This is a genomic window from Bacillota bacterium (assembly GCA_040754675.1).
GTDB lineage: Bacteria > Bacillota > Limnochordia > Limnochordales > Geochordaceae > Geochorda.
Map to the genome: position 1 here is coordinate 1 of JBFMCJ010000031.1, position 17,133 is coordinate 17,133.

Here is a 17,133-nt window from a genome sequence, read left to right on the forward strand (position 1 = left end):
CCCGTGGGGCCTGGAAGACCAGCCGTGGTTTTACAACCTCGTCGCCGAACTCTCGACTTCCCTGCCGCCGCACGAGCTCCTGCGGCACGTCCTGTCCGTCGAAGCCTCCCTCGGCCGGCAGCGAACCGTCCGCTGGGGGCCCCGAACGGTCGACATCGACGTGCTGCTGTACGACTCGCTCGCGCTCGACACACCTGAACTCACCGTACCGCACCCCCGGATTCTCCGGCGCGCCTTCGTGCTGGTGCCGCTCGCCGAACTGGCCCCGGAGTTCGTCGTCGGAGGGCGCACCGTACGAGAGCACCTTCGCGCGCTGGGAGACGTCTCGGGGGAGGTGCGGCTGCTGGGGCCGCTGCCCGGCTGGCCTGCAGGCACTTCCATGCCGAGAGGTTAAGGCGGGCTCCCCGTCAGCCGACGACCAATAGTGTGGACAGGTACTCGCGCCGGGCGCTCAGGCCGGTTCTCCTGTACGTGGCTGTAGCGTGTGGCTGGATCGTGGCATCCGATCTGCTGATGCTGCGCGCCTTCTCCTCCGGGCCTCCCGCTCTCGGAATCGCCAGCGTGGCTAAGGGATTGGGTTTCGTTCTGGTGACGGGAGCCCTCCTTTTTCGGGCCATATCCGTCGAGTTGCGGGTACTTGAGCGGTCCGAAGGGCAGGCGCGTTCGCTCAACAGGGGGCTTCGCACGCTGGCCGCCGTGCAACGGCTGGCAGCGGAGAAACGGGACGCCGGCGAGTTCCTTCAGCATGCCTGCGAACTGGTCGTGGACGGCCGGCACCTGAAGGCAGCGTGGGCTGCCGCCCTCGACGAGACGACAGCGGAGTGGCGGGTGCGGGCCTTCGCGGGCCAGACCGGGGAAGGGCGCTTTCGCCTGGTGTCGGATGCTCCGGCCAGCCTGACCACGCTGGAACCCGCACGGCAGGCTCTACAGCAAGGAAAGCCCGCGGTGTCGGCCCTGGAGGACCTCCCCCCGGGGGATCCGCAGCGCGACCTCGCCCGGGCCGGAGTGAAGCGCGCGGGGGCCTTTCCACTCAGCCGCCAGGGCCGGACCCTGGGCGTTCTGACCATTTACGCGGCGGATGCCTGTGCGTTCGACGGCGCTCACGGCCGGGTGCTGGGAGAGGTCGCCGACGCCCTCTCCCTCGGGCTGCACGTGATCGCCCTCGAGCGCGGGCGCCTGCACAGCGAGCAACTGCTTCGCCTCCAGATGGCACGGCTCGAGGCGCTGCGGGACAGGGACCCCCTCACCGGGCTCTACAACCGCCGGCGGTTCGAGGAATTCATGGCCGAAGAGCTGGAGGAGAGCCGCCGTTCGGGCCGGCCTTTTGCCATCGTGGTGTTCGACCTCGACCGCTTCACGGAGGTGAACGCCAGGCTCGGGCACGAGAGCGGCGACCGGGTGCTGGCGGCAGTGGGCAAGCGGCTGCGCCAGGCTGTGCGGCCCGCCGAGCGGATCGGGCGGATCGGCGGCGACTCCTTCGCCGTGCTGCTGCCGGGGGCCGACGTCTCCGCCGCCCGGGCGCTGGCGGAGCAGGTGATGAGGGAGGTGACGGCCACCCCTGTCCTTCTGGGAGGGGAAGGGGTTGTCGTCGGCGCGACGGGCGGCATCGTGGCCTATCCCGAGCACGGCAGCACCCAGGCGGAACTGCAGGCCGCCCTCGATTCGGTACTGGTGCAAGCGCGCCAGCACCGGGCGCAACTGGCGGTCTTCGACCAGGCTTCCCACTCGAGGTGGTTGCAGTTTCACAGCCGGGGCGAGCTCGTGCGGCGGGCCCTGAGAGACCGGCGGATCGTTCCGGCGTTCCAGCCCGTGGTGGACCTCAGCTCCGGCCAGCTCTACGGCTACGAGGTGCTGGCGCGCATCCGGGACGGGGGCCGGCTCGTGGAGGCAGGGGAGTTCATCCGCGAGGCAGAGGAGTACGGGCTGATGGCGGAGGTGGACCGCCAGATCCTGGAGAGCGTGGTCGACCTGTGCCAGGATGCCCGGCTCGCGGGCCGTCACCTGTTCATCAACCTGGCCCCTGACCTTTTGTCACGCCGCGCCTACCGGGAGGCCATCCTGCAGCTCCTCGACCGGCACTCCGAGCTTGCCCGCTGCAGCGTTTGGGAACTCACGGAGCGCCACTCCCTGCCCGACATGGCCGCTGTGCTCGCCTTCATCCAGGAGGTGAAGGCCCGGGGCGCCCGGATTGCCCTCGATGATTTCGGGTCGGGGTACTCGTCCATCGGCTACTTCCGGCGGCTCCCGGTCGATTACGTGAAGATCGACGGCGCGCTGGTCCGGGGGGCAGGGAGCAGTGCGCTGGACGAACGAGTGGTCGCCGCCATCCGCCGCGTGGCAGCCGAGCTGGGTGCCGAGACCGTGGCGGAGTCGGTCGAGGATGCCGCAACCGCCCATCTGATGCGCCAGATGGGTGTCCGCTTCGGGCAGGGCTACTATCTCGGCCGCCCCGCGCTGCTCGAGCAGCTGGCGGCGCAATCACCGGCGCAGCCGCGTTAAGACGTCTATACCCAGTTTATCCACACTGAACACCGGCATGGAGGGCCCTCGCAGCGCGGCCTTCCCGCGCCGGGGACCGGCTGTTCACAGGTTATCCACAGCTCCGGCGCTTCGAAGGATCCCCGGGCGCCCTCCAGCCGTTCGGAGCCGTACAGCCGCCTATCGCAGGGGCGGCAGGTCGTCCCCGGCCCCCAGCACGGGGGCGTCCGGGACGACCGTCTGGGGGTACTTGAGCCCCGTCCCCGTGTTGAGGAGCACGACGCTGTCGCCGGGGCCGATCCACCCCTGTGCCCGCAACCTCCGGACCGCCGCGAGGGTTGCCGCGCCCTCCGGACAGGCGAACGTCCCCTCGGTGGCGGCCAGCTCGCGCTGCGCCTGCAGGATCTCGGCATCGTCCACCGCCACGGCGCGCCCACCCGTCCGGTAAAGCGCCTGGAGCACGAGGAAATCGCCGAGGGCCTTTGCCACGTTGATGCCGAAGGCGACGGTCTTCGGGTCGGGCCAGGGCTCTGACTCGGTGCGGCCCCGCTGCCAGGCGGACACGATGGGCGCACACCCCGCCGCTTGCACCGCCACCAGCCGCGGCAGGCGCTCGCCGACCCACCCCAGGGCCTGGAGTTCGAGCAGGGCCTTGTAGATCCCGATGATGCCGACGCCCCCGCCCGTCGGGTAGATGATGACGTCCGGCAGCTTCCAGCCGAACTGCTCGGCGATCTCGAATCCCATGGTCTTCTTGCCCTCGATGCGGTACGGTTCCTTGAGCGTCGAGGCGTCGAACCACCCGTACCGGCGCACCGCCCGCGCCACCATGCGCCCCGCGTCAGCGATGAGGCCGTCGACGAGGAAGAGACGGGCGCCTGCCGCCGTGCACTCCACGCGGGTCACCGCGGGGGCTTCGGCCGGCATGACCACGACCGCCTGCATGCCCGCCCGGGCGGCGTAGGTCGCCCATGCGGCGCCGGCGTTGCCGTTCGTGGGCATGGCCAGGGTGCGAACGCCCAGCTCCAGCGCCCGGGAGACGCCCACCGCGGCGCCCCTCGCCTTGAACGTGCCGGTCGGGAGAGCCCCCTCGTCCTTCATGAAGAGCGACGGCACGCCGATGCGTTCGCCCAGGCGGCGCAGGGGCAGGAGCGGGGTCATGCCCTCGCCCAGGCTCACCACGTTTTCGGCGCGGCGGACGGGGAGCAGTTCGTGATACCGCCAGAGATCGGGCGCCCGAGCGGCGACATGCGCGGGCGACAGCTCCCGCCGGGCCGAGTGCAGGTCGTAGCGCGCAAGCAGCGGCCCGCCGCACGCGCAAAGCTGCACGACCTGTTCGGGATCCTGCGTGCGCCCGCACCGCGAGCACTCCAGGTGGCTGAGGAAGCTGTATGCCATCCGGGGCCTCCTTCTCCCGCAGCGGTCAGCACGGCTCGAATTGGAGTTACGCCGCCGCCAGGGTTTCCCTTGCTGCCGGGCTGGCAGGAATTAGTGGGGTAAGCCGGCGAACTAGCGCCACCGGCGCCGGGCGAGTAGCTGACGGGAGAAGGAGATGAGTGGCGTTGTTGAAGAAAGACCGCCCGCTCCTCGTAGCCCTGAGCACAGCCGTGCTTTTTAGCCTGGTCTGGGGCGCTTTGGCCGGCCCCGCCGCAGCCGAGGAGAAACCGGTGACCATCACGTGGTGGATCAACCCCTGGCGCATCGCGCCGCCTGGCTTCCCCGAGGACAAGGCCCCGACGGCGGAGGACTTTCCCCGGTGGGTCTCCGAGGAGTTCATGCGGCTTCATCCCAACGTCACGGTGAAATACGAGGTCCTCACAAACCAGGGGTTCGACCAGAAGGTAGCCGCCGCCATTCTGGCCGGCAAGCCGCCCGACATCCTGAGGCCGATTTCGTTCAAGCAGGAATGGGTCCGGCAGGGCCTGCTGGAGCCCATCGACGAGTACCTGACGGCGTTCGACCTGCAGGACTTCTACGACTACGCCCTTAACGTCGGAAAAGTCGGAGATCACTACTACCTGTTCCCGTGGAACAACAGCAACAACGGCATGGGCTCGTCCCTGCTCCTCAACCCCAGGATGTTCGCCGAACGTGGCGTGCCGCTCCCGCCGCTGCCCGACCGGTCCTGGACCATGGACGAGTTCATGACGGCGGCGCGCAGGCTTTCGTACGACACGAACGGCGATGGCACAAACGACGTGTACGCCATCGGCATGTCGGCCCGCATGGATCTCATGAACAACCTGGCCTGGTTCCACATCTTCGGGGCCCGCTACGTCGATGAAGGGCAGCGCCGCTTCGTCCTCGACAGCCCGGCCGGCGTGCGGGCGCTTTCGTGGCTGGTGGACGCCATCTACAAGGAGCGCATTTCGCCGCCCGGTGCCGAGGGCATGGGCATCTACGACGTGATCAACCTGTTCCACCAGCAGAGGTTGGCCATCGGCTACGGCGGCCCGTACGAGATCGGGCGCATCGATCGCTACCTCAAGGAAGGGCGCATCAAGCAGAAGTTCCCGGTGCACGTCGCGCAGTTCCCCCACTTCCCGGAGATCGGGCCCGTGGCGTACCACACGAGCGGCGGGTTCGTGGTCTTCAAGCAGACCGATCCGTACAAGCGCAAGATGGTCATGGAGTTCGCGCGGTTCTTGACGAACCAGGAGAACATGAGCCTGCTGCGCTCGCTCCTTTACGTGACGGCCCGCAAGTCGGTCAACGAGAACCTGTACAAGGGCTACGAGTTCGAAAAGGAGATCGACGTCTACCTGCGCGCCATCTCCCACGGCATCCCGTACTTCGGGAGCGCGGAGATCGACACGACGCCGGCGGACAAACACTTCATCGCCATGCTGGAGGCCGCGTTCAGCCGCACGAAAACGCCCCAGCAGGCACTCGACGAGTTCGTTTCACAGGCCAACCGCCTGGTCTTCCGGGGGCGCTAGCGCCCCCGGGGGCCCGGCGAGCTGAGAGCGGGAGGTCGAGGTCTCACGGACGTGAGGACGCCGCCTCGCCGTCTGGCGAGGCGGCTTTATCAGGATCGTTGGGCGTACCTTTTCCTCTTGCCGAGCCTGGCGTTTTTCTCGGTGTTCTTCCTGGTGCCGGTGGCCTGGGGCGCGGTCTTGAGCCAGCTGGACTACCGGGCGTTCGGCAGCCGCTGGGTGGGGCTCGACAACTACCGCGGCGTGCTGTCGGACTGGCTGTTCTGGCGGTCGCTGGCCAACAACCTGTACTACGCGGCCGGGGTCGTGCCGCTGTGGCTGGGTAAGGCGCTGTTCGTGGCGGCGGTCATCTTTCCGTTCAGAAAGCTCTTTCAGAACCTCTACAAGACGGCGTTTTACCTGCCGCACGTCACCTCGGCCGTCATCATCTCCCTGATCTGGCTGTGGATCTACAACCCGCCGTTCGGGCTGCTCAACTACATCCTCAAGACGCCGGGGTTTGCGTGGCTGGGCAACACGCTCACGGCGATGCCGGCGCTGATTGCCATGCAGGTGATCATGGGCGGAGGATCGACCATCGTGCTGATCTCCGCGGCCATGGGCAGCATTCCGGGCGACTACTACGAGGCGGCACAGATCGACGGCGCGACGAAGGTGCAGCAGTTCGTGCGGATCACGCTGCCGCTGTTGAAGCCAACGCTGTTGTACCTGCTGGTCATGGGAACCATCTCGTCGTTTCAGGTGTTCACCAACGTCTACCTGATGACCCGGGGTGGGCCGCAGTTTTCGACCATCACCATCGGGTACCTGATCTACGAGACGGCCTTCACCTACTACGAGTTCGGAGCGGCGTCCGCGATGGCCATGGTGCTGTTTGCCATCGTCTTTGCGGTGGCCGTGGTGCAGTTCCGGTGGCTGTCCAGTGACGTCGAGTACTGACGGGGGATGCGGGGTTCGATGAGTGAGTTGACCCGGCCCGCGCCGGGCTTGCGCTTGCAGGTGCGGCGGCGTTCGTGGCTGGTCAGGCTGCCCGCCGGGCGGGCCGCGGCAGTGCTGGCGGTTACGTTCCTGGCCGCCCTGGCGGTGGTGCCCCTCTACTGGATGGTGGTTACGGCGATCCAGGCGCCGCAGCTTTCGATGCGCTTCCCGCCCGAGGCGTGGCCCTCGCAGCCGACGATCGACAACTTCCGGCTCTTCTTCGAGCGCCCGAACGTGTGGCGCTGGACGTTGAACAGCGTGGTCGTGGCGAGCACCGTTACGCTGGGCGTGGTGATGGCCTCGACGCTCGCCGGATACACGTTTGCCAAGAAGCGCTTCGTCGGGCGCAATCTCATCTTCTGGCTGTACGTGGGCTCCATGATGGTACCCGGGCAGGTCACGCTCATCCCCCTGTACATCCTGGTGACGCGGATGGGGCTGCAGGATACGTATGCCGGGCTGGTCTTGCCGGCCGTGGCGGGGCCGTTCGGGGCCTTTCTGATGAAGCAGTTCCTGCAGACGCTGCCGTCCGAGATCCTGGACGCGGCCCGCATCGACGGGTGCAGTGAGTTCGGAATCTTCCGAAGGGTCGTGCTCCCCCTGGCCAAGCCGGGGATGGCGGTGCTGGCCATCTTCACGTTCGTCGAACAGTGGAACGACTTTCTGTGGCCGCTGGTCATCACCAACAGCGCCTCGATGCGGACGCTGTCGGTGGGGCTGGCGCTCTTGCAGGAAGAGGTGCCGCTGGCTTTCAATTTGCTGATGGCGGCGGCCACGTACGCGGCCTTGCCGATGCTGGCGGTCTTCATGGCATTCCAGCGCTATTTCCTGCAGGGCATCACCGTTGGTGCCCTTAAGGGATGATAGACCGGCACGCTCTCGGGAAACCGCCGCTCGGTTGAAGCGGTCAATCGGGGAAGAGCATCTCCACTCCCCGAGGCGTGCGGCGGCGGAACCCCCCGCCCGTGAACGCTTCGAGAAGCGTGCTCGTGCTTTGGGTATGGCGCCGGATCTCCTGCCACCGGCCCAGCGGGACGGACAGGAACGCCGAAACGGCTTCGGGGTCGAACTGGCTCCCGCTCGCCTCGGCAATGACGGCTCTCGCCTTCTCGAACGTCTCGGCCTGGCGGTAGGCCCGATCCGACGTGATGGCATCAAGCCAGTCGGCTATGGCGAACAGCCGCGCCGGGAGGGGGATCTCAGCGCCGCGGAGCCCCCGGGGGTACCCCGAGCCATCCCACCGCTCGTGGTGGCACAGGGGAATCTGGGCGGCCTCCTGGAGCATCGGGATGCCCTGCAGGATGTGGTAGCCGATCTCGGGGTGGCGGCGCATCAGGCGCCACTCCTCGGCGTTGAGCGGGCCGGGCTTGCGAAGGATGCTCTCGGGAATTGCGATCTTTCCGACGTCGTGAAGGACGGCGCCGCGGCGGATCTGGGTGAGCAAAGGCGCGTCCGTGATGCCCATGGCCGCGGCCAGCTCCAGCGTGTAGGCGGCCACCCGCTCGGAGTGGCCGGGCGTCTCCTGGGCACGCACGTCGAGGGCGGCGCTCAGGGCGCAGAGCGTCTGGTCGTACCCCGCTTCCAGGGCTTCGAGCGCCTTGTGGAGTTGGGCCGGGTCGTCCTCGTCAGCCACGTCACCTGCCTCCTTGTTTCTCTCCCTATTTCAGTTATCGACGCGGCGCGCCGAGCCATGCAGAGATCCCTCTCGACAAGGCAAGCCACGCGTCGGCTTCCGATAGTTCTGGGCGCAGGAGACCCGTAAGGGGTATTATTACGAAGGTACCCGCATCCCTGGCCCCGCCGGGGTCGGGGTGGCACCGAAGATCATGCCCGGGACAGCGGCGTACACGGACAGGCGCACGTAGGGGAGGGACTTGCCAGGTGGGCTCGAAGCCGTCGCGCAAAACCCAGCGAAGACAGCCTCGCCGACCGATGACCTCGGTGTGGGGAGGTGTTGCCGTCGTGGCGCTGGCCGTGGTCGTCTGGATCACGGGACCCCTGGCGGGAGCCCCGTGGTCAAGCCCCCTGGCTGGAAGCCGGCGGGAGGCTGGCGGGACGACGGCAGCACTGCCCCCCGAACCGGTCCAGTCGTTCGAGCCGGAAGGCATCGATCACATCCCGCTCGGCCGGACGGCCACGTACCGGACCGACCCGCCCGCCTCGGGCCCGCACTATGACCTCGTGGCGCAGCCGGGGTTCTACACGGACAGGGCGCCGTCACCCGGCTTTCTCGTCCACAACCTGGAGCACGGCCACGTCGTCATCTACTACTCCCGCTCCCGCCTGAGCGATCCGGCGCGCCGCTACCTCGAGGAACTGACCCGCCGGTACCAGGGCGCCTGGGATGCCGTGCTGGCAGTGCCCCGGGACGACGACCGGTACGAACTCATCCTGACAGCCTGGCGCCACATACAGCGCCTGCCCGCGTTCGACCAGAGTGCGGTGGACGCCTTTCTGGACCAGTTCAGGGGCCGCGGGCCGGAGCGCCCCGTTCGCTAATACTGCCCCGATACTTCGACAAAGCCCGCGGCAGCGGTGAGGAGAATGGAACCCCCTCGACGCCCGCGTGCAGAAGCGGGCCGCAGGGCGGCCATGCTGGCCTTAGTTGCTCGAGTTACGCGTGCGGGCCGGCTCCACCCGCACCCGTAGCAACGCGGCCGGTTCCCCGCGCTTTATGGAGCCAGACCCGCCCATAACGCTGCCATCCCACCACGCTCGCCGCGATTGTGCCACCCAGAAGATCAGTGAGCCAGCCAGGGTCCACCAGGAGCAGCGCGGCTGCCAGCACCGCCACCCGCTGGAGAAGGGTCAGACGGCTCCCAAACCAGCCCTCCACCGCCACCGCAAGCAGCATGATCCCGACGAGAGCGGTGGGAATTGCGAGTAACACCTCGCCAACTGGCCCCTGGAGCAATAACGCCGGGCTATAGACGAACATGAACGGGACAACGAAGCCTGCCAGCCCGAGCCTCCATGCTGTAAAACCGGTGGCCATGGCGTTGGATCCGGCGAGGCCGGCGCCTGCGTAAGCCGCAAGCGCCACTGGCGGCGTGATGAAGGAGAGGGAGGCGTAGTAGAGGACAAACAGATGAGCGGCAATCGGGGGCACGCCCAGCTTCGTCAGCGCCGGTGCTCCAAGGACGGCAGTGATGACGTAGGCGGCCGTCGTGGGAAGCCCCATACCCAGTACGATGCAAGCACCCATGGTCAGGAGCAGCGTCAGCCACAGCTGCCCCTGGCCCAGGGCGATAATCCCCTGGGAGAAGCGTACGCCCAAAGCTGTCAGGGAAATGACCCCGATTACGATGCCCGCGGTGGCACAGGCGGCCGCCACCAGTACCATCGTCCGGGCGGAACTCACAAGGGCGTCCAGCATCTCTCGCCACGGAATGCGGTGTTCCTTCGCGAGCGAGGCCGCTACACTGACCGCAACCAGGGCCCCCACGCTGTAAACACCGGCCCGGGTGGGCGAGTCGTGCAGCCCGAGCAGAAGATAGATGAGCAGTGCCAGGGGAGCAAGCAGGTACCAGCCCCTGCGCAACACAGCCCCGGGCCGGGGGAGTTCCTCTTTGGGCAGGCCTTTGAGCCCCAGCCGTGCGGCCATCAGGTAGACCTGGACCCCCAGGCTGACGTAATAGAGTACCGCGGGTAACGCCGCGACCAGGGCCACCTGCCAGTAGCGTATCTCCAGCATCTCGGCCATGACGAAGGCTGCAGCGCCCATGACAGGTGGAAGGATCTGCCCGCCTGTTGAGGCGACTGCCTCGATTGCCCCCGCCACCGTGGATGGGTAGCCCAGGCGTTTCATGAGAGGAATGGTAAACGCTCCCGTCGTCATCACATTGGCGACTGCGGAGCCCGAGATGGTTCCCATCATGGCGCTGGAGACGACCGAGACCTGGGCGGGGCCGCCCCGCTTGGACCCTGCCAGAGCCGTGGCAAGTTCCAGGAAGAAGGTGGCGCCCCCCAGTTTCTCCAGCAGCGCGCCGAAGATGATGAACACCGCCACGTAAGTGGACGAGACGGAAAGGGGCACACCGAAGACGCCCTCCGTGGTCCAGAGCAGGTAGTCCACCAGGTCCCACATCGACTGCCCCTTGTGGGCGATGCTTGCGGGCAGGTATGGTCCCAGCAGCCCGTAGGCCAACGCCAGGCCGCCTACCACCACCAGAGGCCAGCCCACTGCCCGGCGGGTGACCTCGAGCACCAGCAATCCGAGTAGCAGCCCGGCCCAGCGCTCAGGCCCCGAGACGCCCCAAATCCCCCGATCGAGTACCAGCTCCGGCGCGAGGCGCGAGTAGAAGTACGCCAGGAGAGGAATGGTAAGGAGTACCAGGACTGTGTCAAGCACGGCCCACAGTTTCGATCGGTCGCGCCGTTGCCTCGCTGTCGGGATGGCCAGCAGGCCCAATAGCAGCGCACCGGCCAGGTGCACGAAGCGCTGGTTCATGGGCGGAAGGCTACCCCATATGGCTGTCGCCAGCTGGAACCCTGCAAGCGCCAGCGCTACTGCCGCGATCAACTTCTTTTCAAGGCTGGAGCTCCAGGGGGAGGCCTCCGCCATGGCTCTGCACTTCCCTTCGCAGACAGGCGTTGGGGCTGCGGCGCCCCGGCGTCGCCGGCACGCCGCAGCCAATGGTCACTTCATCTCCGGGGGAATCAGAGCGTCCGGAACCTTGACGCCGCGGTCACGGAAGAACCGCACCGCCCCCGGATGGAGCGGCGTGGCAATACCGTCCAGGGCAGCCTCCCAGGTGACGTCCCGGCTCACTGCCGGGTGGGCGTCTTTCCACTCATTGCGGTTATCCCAGATAGCCCGGAGCATCCGGTATATGTCGTCGTCGCCGAGGCCGGAGCGAGTGCTGGTGTACATGACGACCCGGCTGTAAGGCGTCACCACGGGCTCGTCGATGCCCTCATAGGTGCCTCCGGGGATGACCCGGCGCAGGAAGTAGGGGTGCTTGCCATAGAAAGAGGGGTCGTCCACCGAAAGCATGCGGACCTTCATGGACGTCGTGAGGTCGAGTAGAGGCGCCGACTTGAGCGGGTGCGTCACGACCATGGCGTCAAGGGTGCCTTCCTTGAGGGCCTCCACCATTTCCGCGTCGGATAGGAAGACGGCCTTCACGTTCTGATAGGTGAGCCCGAAGTAACTGAGGAGCATCCGGGCATCGACCTCGCCACCCGAACCCGGCGAGCCCACGCCGACCCGCTTGCCCCGCAGGTCGTCGAAGGATCGCACCGGGCTGTTCGCTGGCACGAAGACCTGGACCCACGAGCCCACCGTGGCGAACAGGGCCCTCAGGTGATCCATCTGGCGGCCCCTGTAAACCTCCAGCCCGTTGTAGGCGAACCAGGCGATCTCGCTTTGCGCGATCCCCCATTCGACGCTGCCAGCATGCAGCATGGAAAGGTTTTGCACCGAGGCCGCACTGGCCTGGGCGCTGGCCTGGAAGCCCGGCACGTGGCGGTTGATGCTTTCCGCCATGGCCACCCCCATCGGGTAGAGCGCGCCGCCCGTTCCGGCCGTGGCGATGGCGATCCGGCGAACGGCCGCGCCAGCGCTGCCGGCCAGCGCCACCACCAGTACGAGCACTCCCAGTGTCGTTGCGAGACTGCTTGGGCGCTTCACAATGCCATCCCCTTTCCCCGTGAGACCAACACCAGCCGGATCGACTCAAGCATCCGCCAGCCGGCGGATGTTCGCGCCAAGCGACGTCATGACCTCGTAGAAGTTGGGGAACGAGACGGCCGCGTACTCCGCGGTTTCGATCACGGTCGGGCCCTGCGCAACCAGGCCTGCGATGGCCGTGGCCATGATGATGCGGTGGTCGTGGCGACCGTCGATGAGGGCGCCATGGAGCTGGCTGTTTTCGATGATCAGCCGGTCACCCTGGTCCTCGATGCGGGCCCCCATCTTGGAGAGTTCCTCGTAGATGGAGCGCGGGCGGTCCGTCTCCTTGAGCCGGGAGGCTGCGAGGCCCGTCAGGACGGTGCGCCCCTTGGCCTGTGTTCCCAGTACCGCCAGGATGGGAGGAGCGTCCGGCAGATCGCGGCAGTCGATCTCGACACCTGTCAGGGGCCGGCCGCCACGCACCCGGATGCCGTCGACGCCGAAGTTGCGTACCTCCACGTCAGCGCCCATCCGGATCAAGATGTCGATGATGGCCTTGTCCCCCTGGTGGTCGCGGATGTCCAGCCCGTACAGCGTGACGTCGGATTCGGTAATCGCAGCCGCTACGAGCGGGAAGGTCGCGGATTCCCAGTCAGCCGGGATATGGGCCGAGAATGCACTGTAGCGGTAACCACCCTTGACGAAGAAGTGCGTGTAGCTGTCGTTTTCGAACGTGGCCCCGAGCCGCTCGAGCCACCCGAGCGTCATGGCGATGTAAGGCCGTTCCTGCAGGCTGTCGACGGTCACCTCGACGCCCTTTTCCGTGAGCGGCCCCACGATGAGCAGCGGCGTGAGCCACTGGGAGTTGACGCCGGGAAGGCGGGTGGTGCCCCCCCGCAGCGGCCCACCGGCTACGAGCGGTGCGGTTCCATTGCCCCGAGTGGACTGGACACGTCCGCCGAGTTCGTTGAGAGCGTCGACGAGTGGCCCGGCCGGCCGCCGACGTATCTGGTAGTCGCCGGTGATGACGGCCGAACCGGTGGCCAGCAGCGTCGACATGGCGGTGACGATGTAGAGCGTGGTTCCGGAGTTGCCGACGTTGAGGACGTCGGCCGGGGCTTGCAGCTAGGGAAAAGCGCAGATCTTACCCAGGGTATCAAGGGGGTCGACAGCCGGATGACGGGAACGCGATGCAGAGGATCGCGCAAGTCCCTTCCTCGAGGACGGGGAAGTTAGAAGTCAAGCCTGTTGCGAGGTTGCGGAGGTGAACTGGCGCCGTCAGGCAAAGCTCGCAAGACTACCCGAAGGCGGCCGTTAGTGCCTGGTCGAAGTCGGCCCAGATGTCCTCGATGTCCTCGGCGCCGACGGATACCCGGATGAGGGTGTCGTCGATGCCGAGGCGGCGCCGCTCGTCGGGCGGTACGGCACGGTGGGACGTCGAGGCGGGGTGGGAGATGGTGGTACCGACCTCGCCCAAGCTCGGGACGAGCCGCACCAGGTGAAGGGCGCGCACGAAGCGTTCGAGGGCTGCGGGAACCGCCGGGGTCCCTGAGGCCGGGGTCCCCGCCACGCGTTCTGCGCCACGATCGGTGCGGATGACAAACGATACCATGAGGCCAAAGCCGCCCGACAGGACGCGGGACGAGAGGTCGCGGCGTTCCCCGAGGCCCGGGTAGTTGACCTTGCCCACCGCCGGGTGGGCTGTAAGCCGGCGCGCCAGCTCCAGGGCGTTTTCGCTCTGCCGGCGCACGCGCAGCGCCAGGGTCTTCAGCCCCCGGATAGCAAGCCAGGCCGGAAACGGGGCGGCGGCCGTGCCCAGCACCATCCCCCGGCGGCGCACCTGGGTCACAAGCTCCTCGGAGCCGGCCACGACCCCCAGCGTCACGTCGGCGTGGCCCCCGAGGAACTTCGTGGCGCTCTCGATGACCAGGTCCGCCCCGAGCTGAAGGGGCCGGCACAGCACCGGCGAGGCGAAGGTGTTGTCCACCACCAGCCGGCAGCCCGGCGCGTGGGCCCGGGCCAGGGCCGCAAGCTGAGGCAGGTCGGCCACGTGGAGCGTCGGGTTGCTGATGGTTTCGACGTAGAGCACCCTCGTGTCAGGGACCAGGGCGGCGCGCACCGCCTCGAGATCGCCGGTGTCAACCAGCGTGAACCGGACGCCGAAGCGCGCCAGCTCCTGGGTGACGGCGCGATAGGTGCCACCGTAAACCTCTGCCGCCACAGCGATGTGGTCGCCCGGCTCCAGCAGGCTCCACAGGGCGGTGAAGATGGCACCCATCCCGGACGTTGCTGCCCAGGCGTCGGCGGCGCCCTCGAGTTCGGCGACGGCGCGCTCCAGGGTGGCCACCGTGGGGTTGGCCTCCCGGCTGTAGGAGAAGTTACGCGGGGGCCCGGAGCCCTGTTCGGCTTCGACCGCCGCCAGGCGCTCCAGGCTTTCGAACTCGAAGACCGACGTCTGATAAAGGGGAGGGGCGGCCGGCTCGTCCTGCACGGCGGGGCGCAACCGGCCCGCCTGGGCCGAGAGGGTGTCGGGCGAAGTCCATCTGTTCTGAGGGGGCGTCTGCTGGCCACTCAACGCCGGGGCCTCCGTTCCACCTGAGCACGGCTCGGGTTGAACTCATACAGCCCGTACCGAGGGGGAGCCGGTCGTGCCTGCCTTCTCCAGGATGTAGGCGTTGCGCCCGGCCTGCCGCACGAACCCCGTCACGGCGTAGCCCCGAGCGAAGTAGTGGGTGAACACCTCACGGGCGTGCAGGCGCCACCGCAGCGCCAGATCGGGGTCGCTCCTGAGAAGGTGGCCGAAGTGTTCGGGGATGGCAACGCCGAGCCGGGGGGCTTCGAGGTCCAGGACGGCCTGCGCGGGCTTTTCGCCATCGACCACGTTGGCCCACGCCACGCCCGGCGCCTCTTCCGCACTCGCCCCGGCGCCTCGGCCCCCCGGATCGAGCAGCCGCCTCACGTGTTGTGCGACCCGGGAGCTTGCCAGATCCCACTCCGCCAAGAACCGGTCGGTCGGGGCGCCCGCGTTCACGCCGCTCAGCGGCCCGTAGAAGTCGGGCAGGTACGTCCGGACGACGCAGCCGAGCTTTCGCACGTTGAAGCTCGCGTTGAGCCCCACGAGGGGATCGTACGTCCACACCACCTGCTCGATGCCCCGGGCCAGGCACCAGTCGCGCTGGAACAACTTGAGGCGAACGCCCAGCCCCGTGCGCCGGTAAGCCGGTAGCACGGCGAGCATGTGTGAGTGCTGCCGCCTGGGGTCGGCCGTGGGAAAGCCGAAGACGAACCCAACCATCTGCTCCCCGTCAAACGCCCCTGCCACGAGCCCGCCCTCGTGGGCGATAGCAATCATGGCCGCGCCGGGAACGACGTCGGCGTCGTCCATGTGCCATGCCGCCCGCTGCAACGCCTCGGTTTGCTTGAACTCCGCAGGGGATGAAAGCTCCCGGATGGCCGCGCCCATCAAGCGCCGACGGCCCTTCGGTCAAGGGTGACGCGCTCCAGCACCGCCCGGTTGAGCGTTACGCCGATCCCCGGCCCGCCGGGCACCGGCATCAAGCCGCGCGTGGCTTCGAGGGGTTCGTTTACGATGTCGGCCTCCCAGTAGCGGCTGGCACTTGCCACATCGCCGGGCTTCGTGAAGTTTAGCAGCGTGGAGATGTGGATGTTGTGGGCCCGCCCGACGCCTGCTTCCAGCATCCCGCCGCACCACACCGGTACCTCGAACGCTGCCGCCACGTCGTGCAGGCGCCGGGCCTCCACGTGCCCCCCGACCCGCCCTATCTTGATGTTGATGACCCGCCCCGCTCCTCCGGCCAGCGCCTTGCGGGCATCGCGGGCGCTGGTGATGGACTCGTCCAGGCAGATGGCGGTGCGCAGACGGGCCTGGAGCGCCGCGTGGTCGTGCAGGTCGTCGTAGGCGAGCGGCTGCTCGATGTAGTCGAGGCCGAAGCGGTCGAGTTCCACGAAAGTCGGCAGGTCGGCGAGCGTATAGGCGGAGTTGGCGTCGACGGTCAGGGGGACGTCCGGGAAACGCTCCCGCACCGCCGCCACCACTTTCACGTCCCAGCCGGGCTTGATCTTGAGCTTGATGCGCCGGTACCCCTCGGCGAGGTGCCGTTCGACCGCGTCCAGGGTGGCCTCGATGGACGGCTGGATGCCCAAGCTCACCCCGACGGGCACCTCCCGGCGAACTCCGCCCAGCAACTGCCAGAGCGGCACGCCAAGCGACCGGGACCACAGATCCCAGAAGGCCGTCTCAACGGCCGCCTTGGCCATCCGGTTGCCCCGGATGAACGCCAGCGCCGCCACCAACGCTTCGGGGTTAGAGAAGTCCTGCCCCAGGACGCGGGGCACAATCGCCTCCTCGAGCACGGAGCGGGCCGTGCCGATGGTCTCTTCCCGGTACAGCGGCACTTCCTCGGCGACGCACTCGCCGTACCCCTCGATGCCGCCCCCGTACAGCGTCACGAGCAGGATCGTGCGCTCGGCGGTGGTGCCAAACGAGGTCTGGAAGGTGAACTTGAGCGGCAAGCGGATGATGCGCAATTCAGCCCGTTCGACGCGCACCTGCAGGTGGCCTCCCGCCGTGCCCGCAATGCAAGGGGCATCGAGTGTCGAAGAAGGAGGTTCCCGGTGGCGGGCGGTTCTCCTCCCGGGGACACCCTGTGGGGTTGCCCCCGGCCGTTTTGCCGGCCACCTTTCACGCCAGGGATGGGCCGGTGCCCGGCGAAATGGCAGGAGGGCGGGCCGGGAGGCGCGCCCCGGGACGGGAGCCCACGAGAATGAAGCGGAGGAGTGAACCTGGTGCCCGCCTCGCCCCTTCTCCGGTATCTCACAGCCCACCTCGCCGCCATGGTGGACGAGGTGCGGCGGCTCGTCGACATCGAAACGCCCTCGGGCGACGAGGAGGGCATTGCCGCTGCCGCTTCGGTGCTGTCCGAGCGCTGGCGGGATCTTTGCTGCCGGACCGAGGCCCACCGCGTGGCCGGCGCTGGCGTGCACCTGGAGATCCACGTGCCAGGCCGGGCAGCGAACGGCGAGCACGGCCTCGTGCTGGGGCACCTCGACACCGTCTACCCGCGGGGCACCGCAAGAACCTCACCGTTCCGCCTGGACGGCGACCGG

At 67.9% G+C, this 17,133-nt stretch carries 15 protein-coding genes; 7 read left to right on the forward strand and 8 right to left on the reverse strand.

What is annotated here, in order from left to right:
* Positions 1–394, forward strand: a 394-nt coding sequence (gene folK, locus AB1609_03400) for a 2-amino-4-hydroxy-6-hydroxymethyldihydropteridine diphosphokinase (GenBank protein ID MEW6045512.1), incomplete at its 5' end; no start/stop codon positions are given.
* Positions 395–426: 32 nt separating this feature from the next.
* Positions 427–2,499: a GGDEF domain-containing protein gene (locus tag AB1609_03405; GenBank protein MEW6045513.1), complete on the forward strand. Its 2,073-nt coding sequence runs from the start codon at positions 427–429 to the stop codon at positions 2,497–2,499.
* Between the two features lie 159 nt (positions 2,500–2,658).
* Here AB1609_03405 and AB1609_03410 read toward each other — a convergent pair whose 3' ends face one another.
* Positions 2,659–3,876 carry a threonine synthase gene (locus tag AB1609_03410; GenBank protein MEW6045514.1) on the reverse strand — a complete coding sequence of 406 codons (1,218 nt, stop codon included), beginning with the start codon at positions 3,874–3,876 and terminating at the stop codon, positions 2,659–2,661.
* Positions 3,877–4,034: 158 nt separating this feature from the next.
* Between AB1609_03410 and AB1609_03415 the strand changes: the two genes are divergently transcribed.
* From AB1609_03415 to AB1609_03425, 3 genes are read left to right on the forward strand one after another with little or no spacing between them, the layout of a single operon-like run.
* Positions 4,035–5,417: an extracellular solute-binding protein gene (locus tag AB1609_03415; GenBank protein MEW6045515.1), complete on the forward strand. Its 1,383-nt coding sequence runs from the start codon at positions 4,035–4,037 to the stop codon at positions 5,415–5,417.
* A gap of 51 nt (positions 5,418–5,468) precedes the next feature.
* The gene (locus tag AB1609_03420; GenBank protein MEW6045516.1) at positions 5,469–6,353 is read left to right on the forward strand and encodes a sugar ABC transporter permease; all 885 of its coding nucleotides are present in this window, start codon (positions 5,469–5,471) and stop codon (positions 6,351–6,353) included.
* An 18-nt stretch (positions 6,354–6,371) separates the two neighbouring features.
* Positions 6,372–7,256, forward strand: coding sequence for a carbohydrate ABC transporter permease (locus AB1609_03425; protein MEW6045517.1), 885 nt, complete (start codon positions 6,372–6,374; stop codon positions 7,254–7,256).
* A 43-nt stretch (positions 7,257–7,299) separates the two neighbouring features.
* Here AB1609_03425 and AB1609_03430 read toward each other — a convergent pair whose 3' ends face one another.
* On the reverse strand, positions 7,300–8,025 hold the full coding sequence (locus tag AB1609_03430; GenBank protein ID MEW6045518.1) for an HD-GYP domain-containing protein: 726 nt from the start codon (positions 8,023–8,025) through the stop codon (positions 7,300–7,302).
* 299 nt (positions 8,026–8,324) lie between these two features.
* Between AB1609_03430 and AB1609_03435 the strand changes: the two genes are divergently transcribed.
* The gene (locus AB1609_03435; protein MEW6045519.1) at positions 8,325–8,891 is read left to right on the forward strand and encodes a DUF3105 domain-containing protein; all 567 of its coding nucleotides are present in this window, start codon (positions 8,325–8,327) and stop codon (positions 8,889–8,891) included.
* 115 nt (positions 8,892–9,006) lie between these two features.
* Here the strand turns inward: AB1609_03435 and AB1609_03440 are convergent, their stop codons facing one another.
* The 6 genes from AB1609_03440 to menC form a co-directional block, all read right to left on the reverse strand.
* Positions 9,007–10,956 carry a TRAP transporter permease gene (locus AB1609_03440; GenBank protein ID MEW6045520.1) on the reverse strand — a complete coding sequence of 650 codons (1,950 nt, stop codon included), beginning with the start codon at positions 10,954–10,956 and terminating at the stop codon, positions 9,007–9,009.
* A 75-nt stretch (positions 10,957–11,031) separates the two neighbouring features.
* Positions 11,032–12,024, reverse strand: a complete 993-nt coding sequence (locus AB1609_03445; protein MEW6045521.1) for a TAXI family TRAP transporter solute-binding subunit — start codon at positions 12,022–12,024, stop codon at positions 11,032–11,034.
* Positions 12,025–12,069: 45 nt separating this feature from the next.
* A complete protein-coding gene (gene aroA / locus AB1609_03450) occupies positions 12,070–13,131 on the reverse strand; it encodes a 3-phosphoshikimate 1-carboxyvinyltransferase (GenBank protein ID MEW6045522.1) in 1,062 nt (353 codons plus the stop codon).
* A 172-nt stretch (positions 13,132–13,303) separates the two neighbouring features.
* Positions 13,304–14,581, reverse strand: a complete 1,278-nt coding sequence (locus AB1609_03455; protein ID MEW6045523.1) for an aminotransferase class I/II-fold pyridoxal phosphate-dependent enzyme — start codon at positions 14,579–14,581, stop codon at positions 13,304–13,306.
* Positions 14,582–14,623: 42 nt separating this feature from the next.
* A complete protein-coding gene (locus AB1609_03460; GenBank protein ID MEW6045524.1) occupies positions 14,624–15,469 on the reverse strand; it encodes a GNAT family N-acetyltransferase in 846 nt (281 codons plus the stop codon).
* The gene (menC, locus tag AB1609_03465) at positions 15,469–16,575 is read right to left on the reverse strand and encodes an o-succinylbenzoate synthase (protein MEW6045525.1); all 1,107 of its coding nucleotides are present in this window, start codon (positions 16,573–16,575) and stop codon (positions 15,469–15,471) included. The genes AB1609_03460 and menC overlap by 1 nt, the downstream gene beginning before the upstream one ends.
* Before the next feature lie 237 nt (positions 16,576–16,812).
* Between menC and AB1609_03470 the strand changes: the two genes are divergently transcribed.
* Positions 16,813–17,133, forward strand: a 321-nt coding sequence (locus AB1609_03470) for a M20 family peptidase (protein ID MEW6045526.1), incomplete at its 3' end; no start/stop codon positions are given.